The sequence below is a fragment of the Mesotoga sp. B105.6.4 genome, from assembly GCF_002896535.1.
Taxonomy (GTDB): Bacteria; Thermotogota; Thermotogae; order Petrotogales; family Kosmotogaceae; genus Mesotoga.
Map to the genome: position 1 here is coordinate 171912 of NZ_JWIM01000031.1, position 16600 is coordinate 188511.

The window sequence follows — 16600 nt, forward strand, 5'->3', positions numbered from 1 at the left end:
CTATCATCATTCTTAGAATAAAAGGTGCCAGAACGACAGAGCTGCCTCCTCTATTTCCCCTGAGATCAAGGACGAATTTGCTTACTGGGTTGGTCCAAATGAATGAAACATTCTACAATTAAACAGTATGAACGGGTTTCCTTTTTCCGAACCACATGAAGCATAATGAAAATGCAGGATCCTCGTGTATTGTCATAAGAGAGGAAGTAGAGAGTATAGAATGAGGGTAGAGGGAGTAGCCAGTCGTCATCCTGGAATCAGGTTAGTACTGATACCAGTACTTCCTTCCTTGATAGGTTCTCTCTATCTCATCCGCTCTCTTCTGTATCCAATGGAATCCTTCTCTTTGAGGCTTTACGGAGGCTTCAATTATCTCTCCTTCCTTTTCGACCTTAAGAAGAAGATTTCCATCCATGTCAACCATTCCCAGGCCCTTCATAATCTCTTCTTTATTCAAATAGTCAGATGAGATTGGAGAAATCCCCATTCATTATCGTATGATACAACCTTTCTCAACCGTTCAAAGACATCTTCGACTTCCAGGCCTGCAATCTCAACTACTCTGCAGTTCAGCAGATACTTTTCACTATCCGATGTGGCAACTATATAAAGCCCATCAGTGAACCAGTAAGTGTAAATTGGATAGACAGCAAGCCTGCTATCAGGATAAATCGCCGTGTGGCCGTCTCCAATCGATGCGACGATCTCTGTAAGCCTTGTGTAGATCTCGCTGGACGACAGGTCCTCCAGATCGCGTTCCAGACTTCTCAGAAGGTGTCTGAACGTACCCTCATCTGTATTGAAAAATAGATTAGGGTGAGTGCTCAGCAGTTTCTCTTCGAGAAACCCGATGTCCTGCCTCCACTCGCCGGTAGTTAAATCTTCTAGACTCTTAGCGGAGAGCAGCAAAGTCAGTGAGAGCAGAAGTAAGAACACTAGTGGAATTCTTTTCATCTTCACCATCCTCCCTTTTATAGATGAGATTTTATCATTTACTTCAGGTCTTGCAGAAATCAAGCTATTCGCTCTCAAGAAGAAGCGCTTTGCCCGGTTTGCTATGTATAATAGACTTCTCATGGTTCAATAGAAGCATAGAGTTGATATCGTGAATCCTGGGCCCAGTCGACATACAAGTGGCTCTCTCCTATGTAAGTTGTTTAGAAGAAGATACCAAGTAATAAGCAAAATCGTAGCTCGGAAAGATGTTTGGACTGTCAACAAGAGGAGAGATCTCTCCTCGTCAAGCACTCGGGGCATTAAGATGAGGAAAGTAATATGCTCTATGCCGGAGGAAGATTTGATGTTTATCCTGTGGACTCTCATTGGCTTTTTTTCAGGCTCAATAATGTTTTCTAAAATGATTTACGAGAAGACTACCGGTAAGAAGATCAGGGAGATTGGCGACGGCAACCCGGGATCTTCCAATGTGATAAGGGGAGCAGGACTAGCACTTGGGTTGCTTGCGATGGCGCTCGACTACTTCAAGGGGTATCTTCCCGTGTTGCTCGCCCTTTCGATTGGAGGAATGTCGGGCTGGGCGATAGTCCCCATGGCAGTTTCTCCGGTTCTGGGTCACGCTTTTTCACCCTTTCTACGAATGAATGGAGGTAAGGCTGTAGCAGTCTCTTTCGGCATCTGGTCCGGCCTTACTCAATGGATTGGGCCGTCAATAATCGGAGCGTTTATGTTGTTGTTCTCATTCGTCATTAATCCCAGGACCGATGGCTGGAAGGTCATTCTGAGCATGTTTGGGCTCCTGATCTTTCTCATCGTTCAAAAGGACGTTATTGCTATCTCAATTTGGACAATAAACACATCAATTCTTGCTTTCAAACACAGGGAGCAGCTTGCTTTTCCCATAGCATTCACGTTTCGGAGGAAGGAAAAATGACCTCTCTTCTCTCCCAGTCAGTTTCAGTTGCTCTCTTCCTAGGTATGATGTTTTTAATTTCAGTCTCTAACGCGATTCTGATGAAAAAGATCAGCCGTTTCGAAAGGATTCTCCATGGCCCTCTGGTTTCAGTACTGATTCCCGCCAGAAACGAAGAGAAAAACATCTCGAGGTGCGTTTACTCCCTTCTTAATCAAGATTACCGCAATCTCGAACTAATCGTACTCGACGATAGCTCATCCGACGCAACACTCCAAATCCTTGAATCAATGAGAAGTGAGTTTAACAACCTCAGAATAATTAAGGGAGAAGCTTTGCCAGAAGGATGGCTCGGGAAGCACTGGGCATGCCACCAGCTTGCAAGAGAAGCGAAGGGAGAGATCCTCCTTTTCACAGATGCCGATACCGTTCACGCTTCCTCCACAATTTCACACGCTGTAAGCGTCATGATTAGAGAAAAAACGGATCTGTTGACGGCCATGGTTAAGGAGAGGACCGACACGCTGGGTGAGTTGATAACTATACCATTTATGATTCACAGTGTCTTCTCGATCTTTCCACTCATTATCGCGTATGGCAAGAGGTGCAAATCACTCGCGGCAGCCAGCGGTCAGTTCATGATGTTCACAAGACAGTCCTATCTTTCAATAGGAGGCCATGAGTCTGTAAGGGACCATGGAGTGGACGATATTGCTCTTGGGAGGCTAATAAAGAAGGCGGGAATGAAGTGGAGACTGTACGATGCTTCAGATCTTGTAGAGTGCAAGATGTACGATGGATTCAAAGCCGCATATTTGGGCTTTCTCAAGAATTACTTCTCCCTGTTTGACTACAGAATAGTCCCCGCTGCCTTTGTTTGGGGTTGGATGCTTACTTTGGATTTCTTTCCTCTCACTGTAGCTTTACTATTCATTCTTGGAGCCGCCGTTCCAGAGTCCGCCGGGATTCTGTCTCTGATTAGTCTGACACTCTCATTCGGTATGTGGCTTCTCGCCAGCGTGAAGTTTTCACTCAGACCCCTGGTGATTATTCTGTATCCGCTGATCACGCTCGTCTCATCAATTATCGGATTTCATTCGATAGTTGCTCACCTTTGTGGAGCTGCGAAATGGAAAGGTAGGGTGCTTGTAAAGAAGAAATCACGCTTATTTTAGTGACTGCCTGAACCGACTGCTGAATAATCATGTAGAATCGGTTCGTATGACACAACTTTATGAGGGAATGGTTTTTTGAAGCATTGGAAGATCTGGTTAATTGTTGCCGGCATAATCGCCTACGTTTTTTTGATAGAACCAAACATTCTGACGATCGAAAGGCTTACGTTCTCGGAAGAACCTTCGGCGAAAATTGCCTTCTTTGCCGATATTCACATTTGGACGAAGAAACCCATTCACGATCATCTTCTTGAAAGGCTCGTCGACGAAGGTGTAGATCTGATTCTTTTTGGGGGCGATGTTCTGTCTCCTTACACAGATATGGAGTTTATGAAGAATTACTTTTCGCAACTAGTCAGAATAGCGCCCGTTTATGCCGTATATGGAAACTGGGAGGAATCCGAGACAGATGTCATGGGGAAGATCTACGAGGAACTGGGGATAAACGTGATTCATACCCGCTCGACTGTGATTCAAATTGCAGGAAAAAAGCTGGGATTGACGGGCACTCCGTCCCATCATTACTTCTCGTGGACTAAGTTCCTTCCTGATGATGAGTATGATCTGAAGATACTCATGGTCCATGCACCTAATATGCTCGAAGAACATCCTGACATTCTTGAAAGATTTGATCTTGTGCTGGCTGGACACACCCATGGAGGCCAGTTCTATATACCCTGGTTGACCGAGTCTATACTGAAGACTTCAAGGAGATTCAGCGGAGACTTCTTCAGAGGTTTCTACGAAACCGAGGGCACAAAGATCTTCGTGACCAGGGGAGTCGGAGGATGGTTTCCCGGAAGACTGGCAAGTCCTCCCGAGATCTTATTCATCGAGTTCTGAATTCCGCCTATTCTCCAATGGATTTCTCTTCAGTTTCTGCTGTCTTCGTCTCTTTCTGCCCGATCTCTCAAAGATCGATGGCTTCGAATCTAAGTAATACTATGATATAATCTATCAACTTTTCTTTCTCCCTATGGAGGCTAATATGTTCTTTGCGATAATTCCGGCAGTTGTTTTTGGCTGGGCATTAGGGGCAAACGACGCTGCGAATGTATACGGTACGGCGGTTACTTCGGGACTTGTGAAATATCGTGTTGCGGTCGTGTTGTCGGCGATATTCATACTAATCGGTTCACTGCTTGAGGGTTCCCGAGGTCTTGAAACGATCTCGAGTGTAAGCACCCAGACGCTTCTTACTGCTTCAATAAGTACCATAGGAGCGGCTCTTTCCATGATTGTAATGACATATTTGGGAATTCCTTCTTCTTCATCTCAGGCAATGATGGGAGCGATTCTCGGAATCGGAATTCTGAATTCCACTGTAGACTGGTCAGTACTGACAAAGGTGGTCATTTGCTGGGTAACAACACCCATAGGAGCCGCTGCAGGTGCGTTCTTCCTTTATAAGATCTCGGCGGTATTCTTTAGAAGAATAAAGACTATCCAGGCCCAGGACTTGTCTCTGAAGGTAGCAGCTTTGATCATTGGCGCGTATGGCTCTTACGCTCTGGGCGCCAACAATGTTGCAAATGTTACTGGACCGTATGCCGGAATCATACCCCTGGAAGTCGCCGCTCTCGTAGGCGGATTGAGCATCGGCCTCGGCGTGTTGACTTTCAGCAAGAGGGTCATGTACACTGTTGGAAAGCAGATTACCCAGCTAGATCACTTCTCGGCTGTAATAGCTGTTCTCGCCCAGGCAATTACGGTATGGATCTACGCTTTAATTGGAGTCCCTGTTTCAACTTCACAGGCAATCGTTGGTGCAGTAATTGGTGCTGGACTGGCAAGAGGCTCGACAAACATCAACTACAAAATCCTTCGAAACATCGCTCTTGGTTGGCTACAGACCCCTTTGATCGCTGGACTAGTTTCAGTTGGGCTGTACCTTTCGATTAACGCTATCAGAGCTCTCTTTTGATCAAACCCTTCTCTTGAGCACGATAATTTCCATTCTGTCGGAACAGTCTTCAGAGAGATTCGCAATATCACCTATTGATAGAACAAGTTCCCGGAGCTGCCTCTTCTCTGCGAGGGACAAATTCATCTCGAAGATCTTCTTGACTAGAGCTCGCTCGTGACTGTCTTCAATGTTTTCGAGTCGTTCAGTCTCCTCGATTTTCTCTTCGGCAATGCTTAGCTCTTGAAAGAGATTGATAGCCGCTTCCTTTGATGCCTCAAATGTCTCAACAGCAAGCTGTAACTGTTTCAGAAGATCGGTCTTCAGCTCTGCCGGGATCACAAGGCGCTGCAGCTCAATCTGGTCAACGACATTCTCTGCTTCATTGGCCACCTTATCGAAGGATTCCGCCAGACCAAGAAAATCTCCGCGGAAGTTTGGAAGAAAAGCACCCTGATACATCGCGTTTTCCATCTCGCGTCTCTTTGCATCGGCGGCCGATTCCATTTTTCGTACCTCTTCCGAATAGATCTCCACAGAAGATAGGTCATCATTCTGGATGGAAATGAATACCTTTTCAAGGTTTTCCAGAGTTCTTGAGATGAAATCCAGATGCTCATGAAAAAGCTGAATAATCGCCACTTCTTTCTTACCAAAAAACATAAGAGGTCCACCTCCGGGCATCAGAATACTAGCAAATCTACTAGAGCCTCCGTTTCCCTTCATCTCATCACACCCTATCATCTTTATCTGCTTTGGTGTACTTGAAAGACTCTAATAGATTCTATTATTTATATATTATGCCACTTTTACCTCAGAGTTATCCGACTGGTTCTCGAGAAGATGAACTATGATGAATTAAGCTGAGCACGAATTCAAATTCAAATATACTTATAATGTAAGTGGTGATTATCAGAATCCTATGAAGCGACGAATGCTTCTCGGTTTCACGGAGGCGATTTTGTGAGAATAGTCGGCTACTCCAAAGAATACACAGATCAGATGTTAGCCATTCAGAGCAGGTACGAGAAAGATCATCCCTGTGCGGAGAGGTTCACCGCGGATGATCTCAAGAACCCCTTGTTAAGTGGGAGAAAAAACATTCTTTTGACCATAAACGAAAGAAGAGTGCTCGGTTTCTCCAGGTTTCTTTCCCGACAGAACTTCTCAAGAGTTCACTTTCATCATATATGGCTCGACATAAATGTAGCCGACTCTCCCGCTACCAACTTGATGTCACTTCTGTTCGAGGCTTCACTCCCTTTGATCTCCGAATCCACAAACTCTTTTTTCCCTGCAGCTGGAACTAGAATCTGTGTAAGGATTGCCGAAAGCGAAAAGACAAAGAGAGATTTCTTCTCGTCTTTGGGGTTCACTCGATGGAAAGATTTCAGTTACATGGAAAGAGACTTGAAGGATGAAGTCGTTTCTTATCCACTTCCCGAAGGTCTATCAATGTCAAGACTTAAGCCCAGAAAGGAACCTGAGATTATCAATTATCTACGTGCAGAGCAATCGTGTTTCCCTGACTCGCCGCTCGAGTACAAGTATCTCCACTACTTCTTCAACAGACCTTACTGGAAGAAAGAGGGAGTGATCCTTGCAGCATTGGACGCCAAAAGCTCAATTGCAGGCAGTGTGATGATCTATCCTGACAGACTGAACAACGAATACTGTTTCACGGAAGAGATCTTTGTCGTTGAAAAATGGAGAGGAAAGCGTCTCGCGCGGGCACTGGTCTCTAATGCCCTTGACTATCTCCGGAAGGCCGGGAAAAGAAAGGCGTTGCTCTCTGTTACTTCTGACCGTCTCGCGGCAAAACGCATCTACGAAGATGCTGGTTTCACCACAACATATAGCAAGGAAGTGCTGACTGTAGAGATCTGAGTACTTTCACCGAGGTAGAGTGAACGACCAGATCACAGTCAGTCATCTCCAGATGATTACCCAATACATTTGCTAATCCTTCTTTTGTCTATATATAAGTAAACAATGCTCTACATTGTTTGAAAAACTTGTTTTTCTCTTATACTCTTATTCGGGAGGCGAGATAATGGAATCATCGGAGCTTTTCTGGGATAGCAGCATTGAAGAACTTGAAGCCGGCTACAAACTCCTTAACGATTCATTTGTCTGTCTTGCTTGTGGGAAGACCTTCAAAAAGGGTTTTTTCTTCAAAAGCAGTAACGATCTGTTGATGGATGCCGAGAAGGCAGTAAATGAACATATTTCTTCCTGCCACGGGTCGGCCTTTAATACCCTATTGGAACTCGATCGCAAGTACACAGGCCTATCTGAACAACAACAGACCTTGATGCGGCTATTCTACAAGGGCAAGGGTGATAAGGAGATCGCAAGAGAACTAAGCCTTAGTCAGTCAACTGTTAGGAATTATCGCTTCAGGTTGAAGGAAAAGGCAAGGCAGGCAAAAATCTTCCTCGTACTCCATCTTATGATGGAAAGAAGCGTCGGCAAGGAAGACAGAATTGTTGACGTACATAGAAACGCCACCATGATCGATGAACGATATGCTGTGACCGAGGCCGAGCGCGATGAAAGAGTGGCGAGATTCTTCGGTGAAGACCGGAAATTGGCGAGATTTCCAAAGAGAGAAAAGGACAGAGTGATTGTCCTGAGAGAGATTGCTAAAGTCTTCAAGCCAGGTGTGAAGTATACCGAAGAACAGACAAATGAGAATCTGAGAAAGTTCCATGATGACTACGCTCTTCTTAGGAGATATCTGATTGAATACGGTTTGATCGATCGAAGGCCCGATGGGAGTTGTTATTGGTTGGTATTCTAGTCAATATGAACAATATCTTACACGTCTAAGGATAACTGCTCATCACTCCGGATAACGGAAATCCTCATAATAGGACTTTACACACGTTAACAATTGACGATGTTATAATGATGTTGGTTATACAAACGAATAGCTATTTCACACGGAGGTGGTTCTTTGAAGTTGCTAACAAAAACCGACAAAATAACGATCAAACGATTTAAGAATCTAGAGAAAGTTGAGAGTGATGTAGGAATAGGCAGAATCGTCGAATTCCTTCACAAGCACCTGGAAGAGTACGGTGACGATAGACAGGCCATAAGAAGATCCATAGATTACGCTTTCTCTAACGAAGAAGGAAAAGGCGGATTTGTTTTGGCGGCCATGGAGGGCGAAAAGGTTCTCGGTGTTTCGGTTATCAACGATACCGGAATGAAGGGGTACATTCCTGAACACATATTGGTCTATATTGCTGTCGACAAAACGGCAAGAGGTACCGGCATCGGAAAGAAGCTCATCAAACAGATAAAGAGATTATGCAACGGAGATATCGCCTTGCATGTCGAGCAGAATAATCCTGCAAGATTCCTTTATGAGAAGATGGGTTTCAAAACTAAGTACGCGGAAATGAGATTCACTCAAGAGTAGTATTCGAAAGAGAAAGGAAACCACTTGGAAGAAAAGGAAATATGTGAGAGAATAATAACGATAATAATAGTCGGATATAGGAGGTAAGATTTATGCCTAATGAAGATGATAAGAAGATTCTCGTTGTCTATTACTCTCACGATGAGAGTACTAAATCGATTGCAGAGTCTATTGCCAACGAAACAAATGCAGATTTGCTAGAGCTAAGACCTATAGAGAAGAAGGGCGGAAGAAAGGTCAGGTATATCTGGGAAGGCAAAAGCGTCAGCATGGATCCCGTGCCTGAGCTTGAACCCTATTCGATCGATCCGAATCAATATGACCTGATATTCCTTGGTTCGCCTGTCTGGGCGATGAGCTACGCACCACCGATGGAGAGCTTTTTAAAAGAAGCAAATCTCTCTGAAAAGAAGATAGCTCTTTTCTGCACTCATGAGGGCCTTATGGGGATAGTTTTTCAGGAGATGATTAGCAAACTATCGGCCAACAAGATAATTGGAACTGTTGATTTCTACGATCCAATCGGATCTGGCGTCAATTATGCGGCCAACGCCAGCGTCAACTGGGCTAGGCAGGTGCTGAAGTCAATCAGCTAGATTTGTGAAGAAGTTCTTGTGCAATTTAACTCTTGCCGTTTTTAAGGCTTGAGTTTTTTAAGCCCCAGCCTTTTTCAGACTATGACTTTCATTAGTTCAAAGGGAAAAGGCTAATAACCATAGTGATGCTCTTGCTCAGCTGGTCGTGCTTGACTAACTGTTGTGAACTCTGATAAGACAGACAAATGAGGTATAATCTACGCGTAGAGATCTTTGTCAGGAGTGAGAGGAGATGATTTTTAGTGGAAGATCACAGATGGATCTATCTGATAATCCTTTTGCAGGCAGCTCTCTTAGGTACTGTGCTTTTCTTCGGCGACACTCTGTTTCACTCTTCTGTAGAAAGCTCCTTTGCTCGCGAGGCAAGCATAAGAGAAACCGGCAGTTCTCTTCTTCGTGAATACATGAAGCGATACGAAGATCGTGGGCTTCCTCCGGAGTCGAGACTGACGGGATTCTTGATTGAGAATATGAAGGTCCATGAGGAATCCAACGGTATAGCCATACTAACCGCATCGATTTCCATTAAGCCTCTCGATATCAACAGCTGCAAGTGGAATTCGTTGGGTTCTCGCGAGGGAAACTGGATAAAGGACATAAGGATTTCTGTCTACCTTGAAGAGGGTCCCGATGGCAACTTTTCGATCGTGAGAACAGTCCCTTCTATTTAGCTCTGACTCTCTCTGAAAACGTGTAAGCGGTTCTTACCCTTACTTTTGGCTTCATACAATGCGGAATCGGCGCGGTGTATCATACGGTCAATATCATCCCCATCACCCAGAAAGCTGGTAATTCCAATGCTGACGGTTATTTCTGCCCTTTCTTCAATGGTTCTCTTCTTCAAGTGGTCAAGTATTCTCTCCGCCATAGATTCCGCTCCCTCCAGAGTTACTTCCGGCAAGACAATCAAGAACTCATCGCCTCCCCATCTAATAACCTGATCGGTACTCCTGATAATCATTCTAACCGACTCTACCAACCAGGAGAGAACCGAGTCACCATAAACGTGACCGAAAGAGTCGTTTATCCCTTTGAAATCGTCAATGTCGAGCATCATTAGCGACAAGGGTACAGAGTGTCTGATTGATTTTTCAATCTCTACAGAAGTGAACTTCTCCAGACCATGCCTGCTGAGTGCTCCCGTCAGAGGATCATTGTAAGTGAGTCTTGTGATCTCTCCTCTGTTCCTTATTCCATTGATGGCTTCGGCGGCATGAGCGGCCAAAATCTCTGCAAGCTCTACGTCTTCACTATCAAAAGCGTCAAGCTCGGTAGAAATCGTCTGAAGCACACCGAAGTTGCCTATTGGAATGCTCAAAGCAGAGCGATAATCACTGCTTTTTGGTTTTGCCTCGATGCTTATTGAGATATCCGGGAAGACAAGTGTTTTGCCTTCCCTCAGAGTTCTTCCGGCAATTCCCTCGTGCTTGTTGTAGCAATCATCCCCTTTATCGGGAACGGAATTTGTAACTCTCTTTACTACCAGAAAATCCCCCTCCACAATATCGAGACTATATACATCGAACTCCAGTATCTTCTGCGAAGCTTCCACGATGAGGTCATACACCCTTTCCTCACTATCGGCTTTTGAAAGCTTCAGAGCTATTTCGTGAAGCTTCTTGATCTTGTTCCTGCTTTTCTTAAGCTTAAGCTTAGCTCTTTCGCTATCTGTTATGTCGACCGAGTACTTTGCCCGGCCCGTATGCGAACCATCCCACTGAAAGTCGACAATGAGGCTCCTGAAATATCTCTTGGTCTCTTCCGATCCAACTGACTCAATGAAGGGCTTCCCTTCAGACGAAACCGATAAGGCGGAAATGTCAAAACCTGCTTCCTTCGCTCTCTTGTTGAAAAATACAGAGTCAAAGTTGCTGTCGTAAAAGCAAAGAGCAACGGGAGAATTCTCCAAGATTCTGACCAGGTTAGCGAATAGGCGTTCCCGGTTCTTGTTTCTTGCCAAGTAGTGCTCGAGCTCCTCGAACACTACCGAAACGAGACTTTCATCGCTCCTTTCCGCATGACCCAGATAATACCTGCCCTCGTCAAGAACCTCTGAGCGAAACGCGAAGTCAACTTCCCTCCTAGAATGTGCGCTGAGGATGATAGAGGAAAGATCCTCCACACCAAGAACTGAGGATAATCTGTCAATGTCTTCTCCTGCCCGCAAAATCTCAGTAAAAAGCGGACTAGATTCATCTAGACCACAGATTTTCTCAAGAATTGTCCTGCCATCATATAACCCGAAGACAAGTTCGAGTTCTCTATTCTCCTTCACTGAAGAATAGGGGCTTTCCGAGTCAAATCCATCTGCGAAGAAATGTAATTCGTCACACATCCATAATCATCCTCCTGCTTTTTGGATCATGCAACTCTGTGCCATCAACCTACTACGCATTGAACGTTTCGGCGTAAATTAGTATAATTCTACTGCCCGCAAAAATCTGAGTTTAGGATGCGATTCGCATGAAAAGGATTCATCAATGGACAACCAAAACAATTACCGTTATGATCGTCCTGATCCTAATAAAATCGTTGATATTTTACGGTTATACTGCAGAGCTTGCAAGAGCATCGATATTGCTTGGAACACTAGCATGGATGTCGTTCTTGATGCTGCTTTTCTGGATTGTCTTCAGGGGAAAGTTCTTCCTGCTCTACTGCATAATCTCGTGTATACTATTCGTAGATTTCATATACTTCCAGTATTTCGGATTTCTACCTTCAGTTAAGGAGCTCATTCATGTAGGCCATGTTGGAGCCGTAAGAGAAAGCATTATGTATGTCCTTAATCCTATTAGCTTTATCTTCATTGCCGACTTGATTCCAACAGGACTGTATCTAAGAAAGAAGACTTTGAGAGCCTCGGAAGGAACAGTAAGAAAACCGGGGTATCCAGATACTCTTGTGACGATAATTCTGCTCATTAGTCTGCTCATCCCTTTCTCGTCAGAGGCTTTGCAGCCTTATTTTGTCTTCAACAGATATGGGGTGTTTGCCTATCACATGTTCGACCTGGTAAGAGCGATTCCAGGAGTTGATAGAGGAATAGAAGTTGATGAAAGGGTCTCTTACGAAGGCTATATCAACAAGATGGCCGAGAAGGGAAAATACTTCTCCGTTGCAAGGGATAGGAACGTCATCATGATTCAACTAGAGTCATTTCAGGACTTCTTGGTAGGTTTTGAGTACAATGGGCAGGAAGTAACTCCAAATATAAATAAGATTGTCTCACGTGATTCGATTTACTTCGAGGAGATCTATCAGCAAATAGGTGCTGGCAATACATCTGACTGCGAGTTTGTTGTGCTCAACTCAATGCACGCTCTTGGGGAGGTTTCCGTTTATCAGACAAGAGAAAGCAACAGCTTCTATGCTTTGCCTTCACTAATGAAATCAAAAGGATATCATACAGTTGCATTTCATGGAAACAACGGATGGTTCTGGAACAGAGAGAATATCTACCCTTCATTAGGGTTTTCGGATTTCGTAAGCCTTGAAGACATGGAAAGCGACGAGATCATCGGATTTGGGCTTAGTGATTCCTCTCTTTTCAGACAAACTCTGGAGCATCTAGGGCTTCTTGAGGAACCGTTCTTTGCCTTCATAGTAACGCTTACAAGCCATAATCCATACGATATGCCAGAAGAACTGAGGGGACTGAATTTGCTGCCCGAACATGAAGACACGCTTTTTGGTAACTATATTCAGTCCGTTCATTACGCGGATGAAGCGCTCGGTCATTTCGTTGAGGGGCTGAAAGAATCAGGTCTCTACGAGGATTCCGTGATCGTCCTTTACGGTGATCATGCGGGTCTATACCCGTTCAACAAGGAAAACAAGGACATACTTACCGAACTCTTGAAAACAGAATACGATTTCACACAGGCTATGAACATACCTCTGATCTTTCACATACCCGGTTCCGAAATCCAGGTAACTAGCTCAACAGTAGGAGGACAGATTGATCTGTTCCCGACACTTCTCAATCTTATGGGAATAGTGGAACGAAATGGGATTCTGTTTGGAAGGGATCTACTAAACATCTCGTTTGGGTTCGCCGCTCTCACCCATTACGTCCCCGAGGGATCATTCATAGACGATAATAGGGTCTTCATAATGTCAAGCGATGGAATACTTAAGAACAGCAAAGCAATTGACAGGAAGAGCGGTATAGAGATAGTTCCTTTCAGTTGCCTGGACGGATATAAAGATTCCATACAGCAGATAGCTGCGTCGAAGTATCTCATACTCAACGACTCGATATCGAATCTGACTGGCGCAAAAAGCGCCAAAGAAGACTAGACCCTGAAAGCGGAAGAACCAAGAGAGGTCTCGCTTTGTCGCTTTGCATTAAGCACTGTTTTGCTCTGCTGCAGAAGATGTCAAGAGATCTATCGTTTCTCTATTCTCCCTGAAGAAGTTGATATAACACGGAACTTTATCTGTTTTTTCTTGCTTATCTTATGCGCGCTCCTGGTCGACTTATTCCTTTATGCCTGTGCCGACAAGGCTTTTCACAAAGAGGTTCTGCAGCAAGAAGAAGACCAGTAATGTGGGAATCACTGCAACCATCGTGCCGGCCATAATAATACCCCAATTGTTCGCAGATTCGGCATCGATAAGCATTTTCACTCCAATTTGCACAGTCTTCATCTTATCTTCCATCGTAACTATTAGGGGCCACAGATATATGTTCCAAGAATAAACAAAGTTTATGATTGCCGAGCCTGCGATAACCGATTTTGAAAGAGGCAAGAGTATTTTGAGGAAGTATTTGATCGGCCCGGCACCATCGATCCTTGCAGCGTCCTCCAGAGAAAGGGGAATCGTCATGAACTGCTGTCTCATCAGAAAAGTGTTTGTTGCGCTGGCCATAAACGGAATAGTAAGGGCCCAATATGTATTCACCCATCCAAATCTGTTCATAAGCGAGAAGAGAGGAACTATCATTATCGTCTCTGCCGGCAGAAAGAGCGTTGCAAACAGAAAACCGAAGGCCAGTCCTCTTCCGGTAAATCTGAAGTTTGAAAAGGCGTATCCCGCAAGTGTTCCCGTTACTAGCTTGCCAAGAGTAATCGCTGTTGACACGATTGCGCTGTTCAGAAGAAGGCGTGCAAAAGGAACTGTCTTGAAAGCATCAAAGTAGTTCTTGATATAAAACGCAGTCGGGAAAAACTTTGGAGGAAAGGAAAAGACACTTTGAGGCGGCTGAAGGCTCATTGTAATAGCCAAGATCACCGGCATGATGAAAATGAAAGAGACCGAAATCAGCACGACTTCAATAATCACTGTATTCAGTAGTTTCCTAGTAGACTTCTTCATAGCCGCACCTCATTGGTAGTGAACTCGCCTTTCTGCAACTGCAAAGTAGATGATAGTAACAACTACCATTATCATGAACATTATCACGCTTTGCGCCGAGGCAGGTCCTCTTTTCTGGAAAGTGAAGGCATCCAGATATAGCCTATAAATCATGTTTGTCGTGTACCCTGCAGGACCTCCTCTTGTCATCACGTCTACTATTGCAAATGAGGAAAACATCGTACTAACAATATTCATAATTACCAGATAGAAAGTTATCGGAGAAACCATGGGGAAGATGATTCTCCAGGTTTTTTTCATCACCCCTGCCCCATCAAGAGTTGCAGCTTCGAGAAGGTCTCCCGAGACGTTTTGAATACTCGCGATATAGAATATCATATTGAAAGGCAGTATCTTCCAGACAGTGGCGAAGAGCAAGGCATAGAATGCATACGGTTTCGAAGTCAACCATTCGACCTGAACTCCGAAAAGCTTCATGAACGCATAGTTGACATGACCAACAACCGGGTTGAGAAGGAAGGTCCACAGTGTGCCGGCAATCGCCGGAGAAACAGCATAAGGCGCAAAGAGAAAGGTTCTGTAAAGCTTCGTCCCCGGGACGTTTTGTGTAAGGAGCATAGCAATTATGAAGCCGAGGAATACAGATAGTGTTACAGAAAGCCCAACATAGACCACCGTTAGTTTCACTGAGGAAAGATACTGCTCATTGTTGAAAAGGTTTATGTAATTCTGAATTCCCACAAATGTCGTTTTGTTGCCAAAGGTGGAGACTCTGTAGAGACTCATCCTGAATGCTTCTACTGCAGGATAATAAATGAATAAAACAATAACTAGAAAGGTAGGTACCAGCAGAAGGTATGGTAACCACTTTCGCATTCTACACCTCCAGCATTAAGCGGAGCGGGCAGTCAGCCCGCTCCAACTAAAGAAAAGTATCAGTAGTTAGCTTCGTTATAATCGCGAATTGCCTTTGTTGCACCGTCCTCGGCATATTTTAGCGCCTGTGCAGGTGTCATTTCCCCTGCAATCATCTTCTCGATGGCAGTGGTCACAACCGTCCTGATCTCAGGAAAAGCGCCAGTTATTGCACCGTTTGTATTGTAGCTTTGCACAGAAAGCAGCAGCTGCAGTAACGCCGTTAGGTGATCGGGATAATCACCATAGTAACCACTTGCAACAAGCTTTTCAACCGAGTCTTTCCTGACTGGGAAGTAGCCGGTCGCCTTGTGCCACTCAATCTGCTGCTCTGTTCCAGCCATGAATTTTATGAATTCCCATGCTGCCCTTGTTTCTGCTTCAGGATGGCCATCGATCAACCACAGACTTCCTCCGCCGATAATCGCTCCTCCGGCCTTTGAGTCTGCCGGTCTAGGCAAGAAAACACTGCCAAGTTCAAATCCGTTTGCCTCTGCAGATTCCATCATAAGAGCTACATCTGAAGTTGAAGTCATGAGCATTGCGGCTTTCTGAGAAATGAACAGGTTTCTTGCTGCGGTCCAATCCTCAAATTTCGTGTTAATCATGGTGCCTTCTTGGGACATGGCATTCCACCATTCAAAAATCGCAAGACCCTCTGGCGTGTTAAACACAGCTGCAGTAGGTCTCCCCGTTCTACCATTGTTCTGATTGATAAGCGGAGCATCTTGAGCTGCCATAAGCTGTTCAAAGAACCAGGAATTCAAAGATACAGTAAAGCCTGCCTGCTCGCGATATACATCACAAATAATCTACTTGAAAAGGGTAACGTTGCATCAAAAATGAAACTACTCGAAAGGTAAGGATGAAGGGGATAATCTTCGCGAATGCCAAGTTGAAAGAGGTAGGGGCGAAGATGAAGAGAATAGACATGACTGGATTGATTGAGAAATACTCAGAGAAGTACAGGAAGGCTGGAAAGAAGGAGAAGAGTAGAATCCTTGACGAATTTATTGAATTAACTGAGTACAACCGGAGCTATGCATCACTAAAACTTAGGAGAGGTTATTCTAAGAAAAACAAGAGAAGCAAGTTCACAAAGAGGCGCGGAAGAAAGAAGAAATATGATTTGGAAGTATTGAGAAAACTAGTTGAGATATGGGAGATCCTGGACTTTCCTTGCGGCAAGAGATTCAAAGCGATTATTGAAGAGGCGATAGAGAATCTGATCAAGAATGGTCATTTGTCTTTGAAGGAAGAAGTTAAGCAGAAGCTTTTGGAAATAAGTTCCTCTACAATCGATAGACTTCTTCGAAGTGAAAGGAAGAAGATGGAACTGAAGGGTAGGTCACATACAAAACCCGGTACTCTCTTGAAGAAACACATAAG

17 protein-coding genes and 1 pseudogene are annotated in these 16600 nt (G+C 44.5%); 11 read left to right on the plus strand and 7 right to left on the minus strand.

What is annotated here, in order from left to right; all coding sequences use genetic code 11:
* Positions 1–262: 262 nt before the first annotated feature.
* Both RJ60_RS16140 and RJ60_RS16145 read right to left on the minus strand, forming a co-directional pair.
* A complete protein-coding gene (locus RJ60_RS16140; protein ID WP_258006223.1) occupies positions 263–424 on the minus strand; it encodes a hypothetical protein in 162 nt (53 codons plus the stop codon).
* Between the two features lie 29 nt (positions 425–453).
* Complete coding sequence (locus tag RJ60_RS16145) at positions 454–954, minus strand: hypothetical protein (protein ID WP_258001821.1); 501 nt, start codon at positions 952–954, stop codon at positions 454–456.
* Between the two features lie 346 nt (positions 955–1300).
* Between RJ60_RS16145 and RJ60_RS07740 the strand changes: the two genes are divergently transcribed.
* The 4 genes from RJ60_RS07740 (at position 1301) to RJ60_RS07755 (ending at position 4969) form a co-directional block, all read left to right on the plus strand.
* Complete coding sequence (locus tag RJ60_RS07740) at positions 1301–1891, plus strand: glycerol-3-phosphate acyltransferase (protein ID WP_102818930.1); 591 nt, start codon at positions 1301–1303, stop codon at positions 1889–1891.
* The gene (locus RJ60_RS07745; RefSeq protein ID WP_103134397.1) at positions 1888–3045 is read left to right on the plus strand and encodes a glycosyltransferase; all 1158 of its coding nucleotides are present in this window, start codon (positions 1888–1890) and stop codon (positions 3043–3045) included. The genes RJ60_RS07740 and RJ60_RS07745 overlap by 4 nt, the downstream gene beginning before the upstream one ends.
* A gap of 75 nt (positions 3046–3120) precedes the next feature.
* On the plus strand, positions 3121–3888 hold the full coding sequence (locus tag RJ60_RS07750) for a metallophosphoesterase (RefSeq protein WP_258006224.1): 768 nt from the start codon (positions 3121–3123) through the stop codon (positions 3886–3888).
* A gap of 145 nt (positions 3889–4033) precedes the next feature.
* Positions 4034–4969 carry an inorganic phosphate transporter gene (locus tag RJ60_RS07755; protein WP_102818927.1) on the plus strand — a complete coding sequence of 312 codons (936 nt, stop codon included), beginning with the start codon at positions 4034–4036 and terminating at the stop codon, positions 4967–4969.
* On the opposite strand, the gene RJ60_RS07760 is transcribed toward RJ60_RS07755, so the two are convergent.
* Positions 4970–5692 carry a TIGR00153 family protein gene (locus RJ60_RS07760; RefSeq protein ID WP_258006225.1) on the minus strand — a complete coding sequence of 241 codons (723 nt, stop codon included), beginning with the start codon at positions 5690–5692 and terminating at the stop codon, positions 4970–4972. It abuts the gene before it with no gap.
* Positions 5693–5911: 219 nt separating this feature from the next.
* Between RJ60_RS07760 and RJ60_RS07765 the strand changes: the two genes are divergently transcribed.
* The 5 genes from RJ60_RS07765 (at position 5912) to RJ60_RS07785 (ending at position 9645) form a co-directional block, all read left to right on the plus strand.
* On the plus strand, positions 5912–6835 hold the full coding sequence (locus tag RJ60_RS07765; RefSeq protein WP_099828723.1) for a GNAT family N-acetyltransferase: 924 nt from the start codon (positions 5912–5914) through the stop codon (positions 6833–6835).
* A 166-nt stretch (positions 6836–7001) separates the two neighbouring features.
* Positions 7002–7751, plus strand: coding sequence for a DUF2087 domain-containing protein (locus tag RJ60_RS07770; RefSeq protein WP_103134398.1), 750 nt, complete (start codon positions 7002–7004; stop codon positions 7749–7751).
* Between the two features lie 156 nt (positions 7752–7907).
* On the plus strand, positions 7908–8378 hold the full coding sequence (locus RJ60_RS07775; protein WP_103134399.1) for a GNAT family N-acetyltransferase: 471 nt from the start codon (positions 7908–7910) through the stop codon (positions 8376–8378).
* A gap of 92 nt (positions 8379–8470) precedes the next feature.
* Entirely contained in the window at positions 8471–8974 is a 504-nt protein-coding gene (locus RJ60_RS07780; RefSeq protein WP_103134400.1) for a flavodoxin, read from the plus strand.
* A gap of 242 nt (positions 8975–9216) precedes the next feature.
* Positions 9217–9645 carry a hypothetical protein gene (locus tag RJ60_RS07785; protein WP_103134401.1) on the plus strand — a complete coding sequence of 143 codons (429 nt, stop codon included), beginning with the start codon at positions 9217–9219 and terminating at the stop codon, positions 9643–9645.
* On the opposite strand, the gene RJ60_RS07790 is transcribed toward RJ60_RS07785, so the two are convergent.
* Positions 9642–11309, minus strand: coding sequence for a sensor domain-containing diguanylate cyclase (locus RJ60_RS07790; protein ID WP_103134402.1), 1668 nt, complete (start codon positions 11307–11309; stop codon positions 9642–9644). The two genes, RJ60_RS07785 and RJ60_RS07790, sit on opposite strands and share 4 nt — an antisense overlap.
* Positions 11310–11437: 128 nt before the next feature.
* Between RJ60_RS07790 and RJ60_RS07795 the strand changes: the two genes are divergently transcribed.
* Positions 11438–13276 carry an LTA synthase family protein gene (locus RJ60_RS07795; RefSeq protein WP_103134403.1) on the plus strand — a complete coding sequence of 613 codons (1839 nt, stop codon included), beginning with the start codon at positions 11438–11440 and terminating at the stop codon, positions 13274–13276.
* 180 nt (positions 13277–13456) lie between these two features.
* On the opposite strand, the gene RJ60_RS07800 is transcribed toward RJ60_RS07795, so the two are convergent.
* The 3 genes from RJ60_RS07800 to RJ60_RS07810 are packed head-to-tail and all read right to left on the minus strand — an operon-like array spanning position 13457 to position 16023.
* On the minus strand, positions 13457–14296 hold the full coding sequence (locus RJ60_RS07800; protein WP_103134404.1) for a carbohydrate ABC transporter permease: 840 nt from the start codon (positions 14294–14296) through the stop codon (positions 13457–13459).
* Between the two features lie 9 nt (positions 14297–14305).
* Positions 14306–15172, minus strand: a complete 867-nt coding sequence (locus RJ60_RS07805; protein WP_103134405.1) for a carbohydrate ABC transporter permease — start codon at positions 15170–15172, stop codon at positions 14306–14308.
* A gap of 59 nt (positions 15173–15231) precedes the next feature.
* On the minus strand, positions 15232–16023 hold the full coding sequence (locus RJ60_RS07810; protein ID WP_308410911.1) for an extracellular solute-binding protein: 792 nt from the start codon (positions 16021–16023) through the stop codon (positions 15232–15234).
* Between the two features lie 119 nt (positions 16024–16142).
* On the opposite strand from RJ60_RS07810, the pseudogene RJ60_RS07815 reads away from it, so the two are divergent.
* Positions 16143–16600: pseudogene (locus RJ60_RS07815) on the plus strand (ISNCY family transposase); the annotation flags it as partial.

Excerpts from the sequence above, each read along its gene's own strand:
- RJ60_RS16140 (WP_258006223.1), bottom strand. The coding sequence starts at position 424 with ATGGTTGACATGGATGGAAATCTTCTTCTTAAGGTCGAAAAGGAAGGA.
- RJ60_RS16145 (WP_258001821.1), bottom strand. The coding sequence starts at position 954 with ATGAAAAGAATTCCACTAGTGTTCTTACTTCTGCTCTCACTGACTTTG.
- RJ60_RS07740 (WP_102818930.1), top strand. The coding sequence starts at position 1,301 with ATGTTTATCCTGTGGACTCTCATTGGCTTTTTTTCAGGCTCAATAATG.
- RJ60_RS07745 (WP_103134397.1), top strand. The coding sequence starts at position 1,888 with ATGACCTCTCTTCTCTCCCAGTCAGTTTCAGTTGCTCTCTTCCTAGGT.
- RJ60_RS07755 (WP_102818927.1), top strand. The coding sequence starts at position 4,034 with ATGTTCTTTGCGATAATTCCGGCAGTTGTTTTTGGCTGGGCATTAGGG.
- RJ60_RS07760 (WP_258006225.1), bottom strand. The coding sequence starts at position 5,692 with ATGATAGGGTGTGATGAGATGAAGGGAAACGGAGGCTCTAGTAGATTT.
- RJ60_RS07770 (WP_103134398.1), top strand. The coding sequence starts at position 7,002 with ATGGAATCATCGGAGCTTTTCTGGGATAGCAGCATTGAAGAACTTGAA.
- RJ60_RS07780 (WP_103134400.1), top strand. The coding sequence starts at position 8,471 with ATGCCTAATGAAGATGATAAGAAGATTCTCGTTGTCTATTACTCTCAC.
- RJ60_RS07790 (WP_103134402.1), bottom strand. The coding sequence starts at position 11,309 with ATGTGTGACGAATTACATTTCTTCGCAGATGGATTTGACTCGGAAAGC.
- RJ60_RS07795 (WP_103134403.1), top strand. The coding sequence starts at position 11,438 with ATGAAAAGGATTCATCAATGGACAACCAAAACAATTACCGTTATGATC.
- RJ60_RS07800 (WP_103134404.1), bottom strand. The coding sequence starts at position 14,296 with ATGAAGAAGTCTACTAGGAAACTACTGAATACAGTGATTATTGAAGTC.
- RJ60_RS07805 (WP_103134405.1), bottom strand. The coding sequence starts at position 15,172 with ATGCGAAAGTGGTTACCATACCTTCTGCTGGTACCTACCTTTCTAGTT.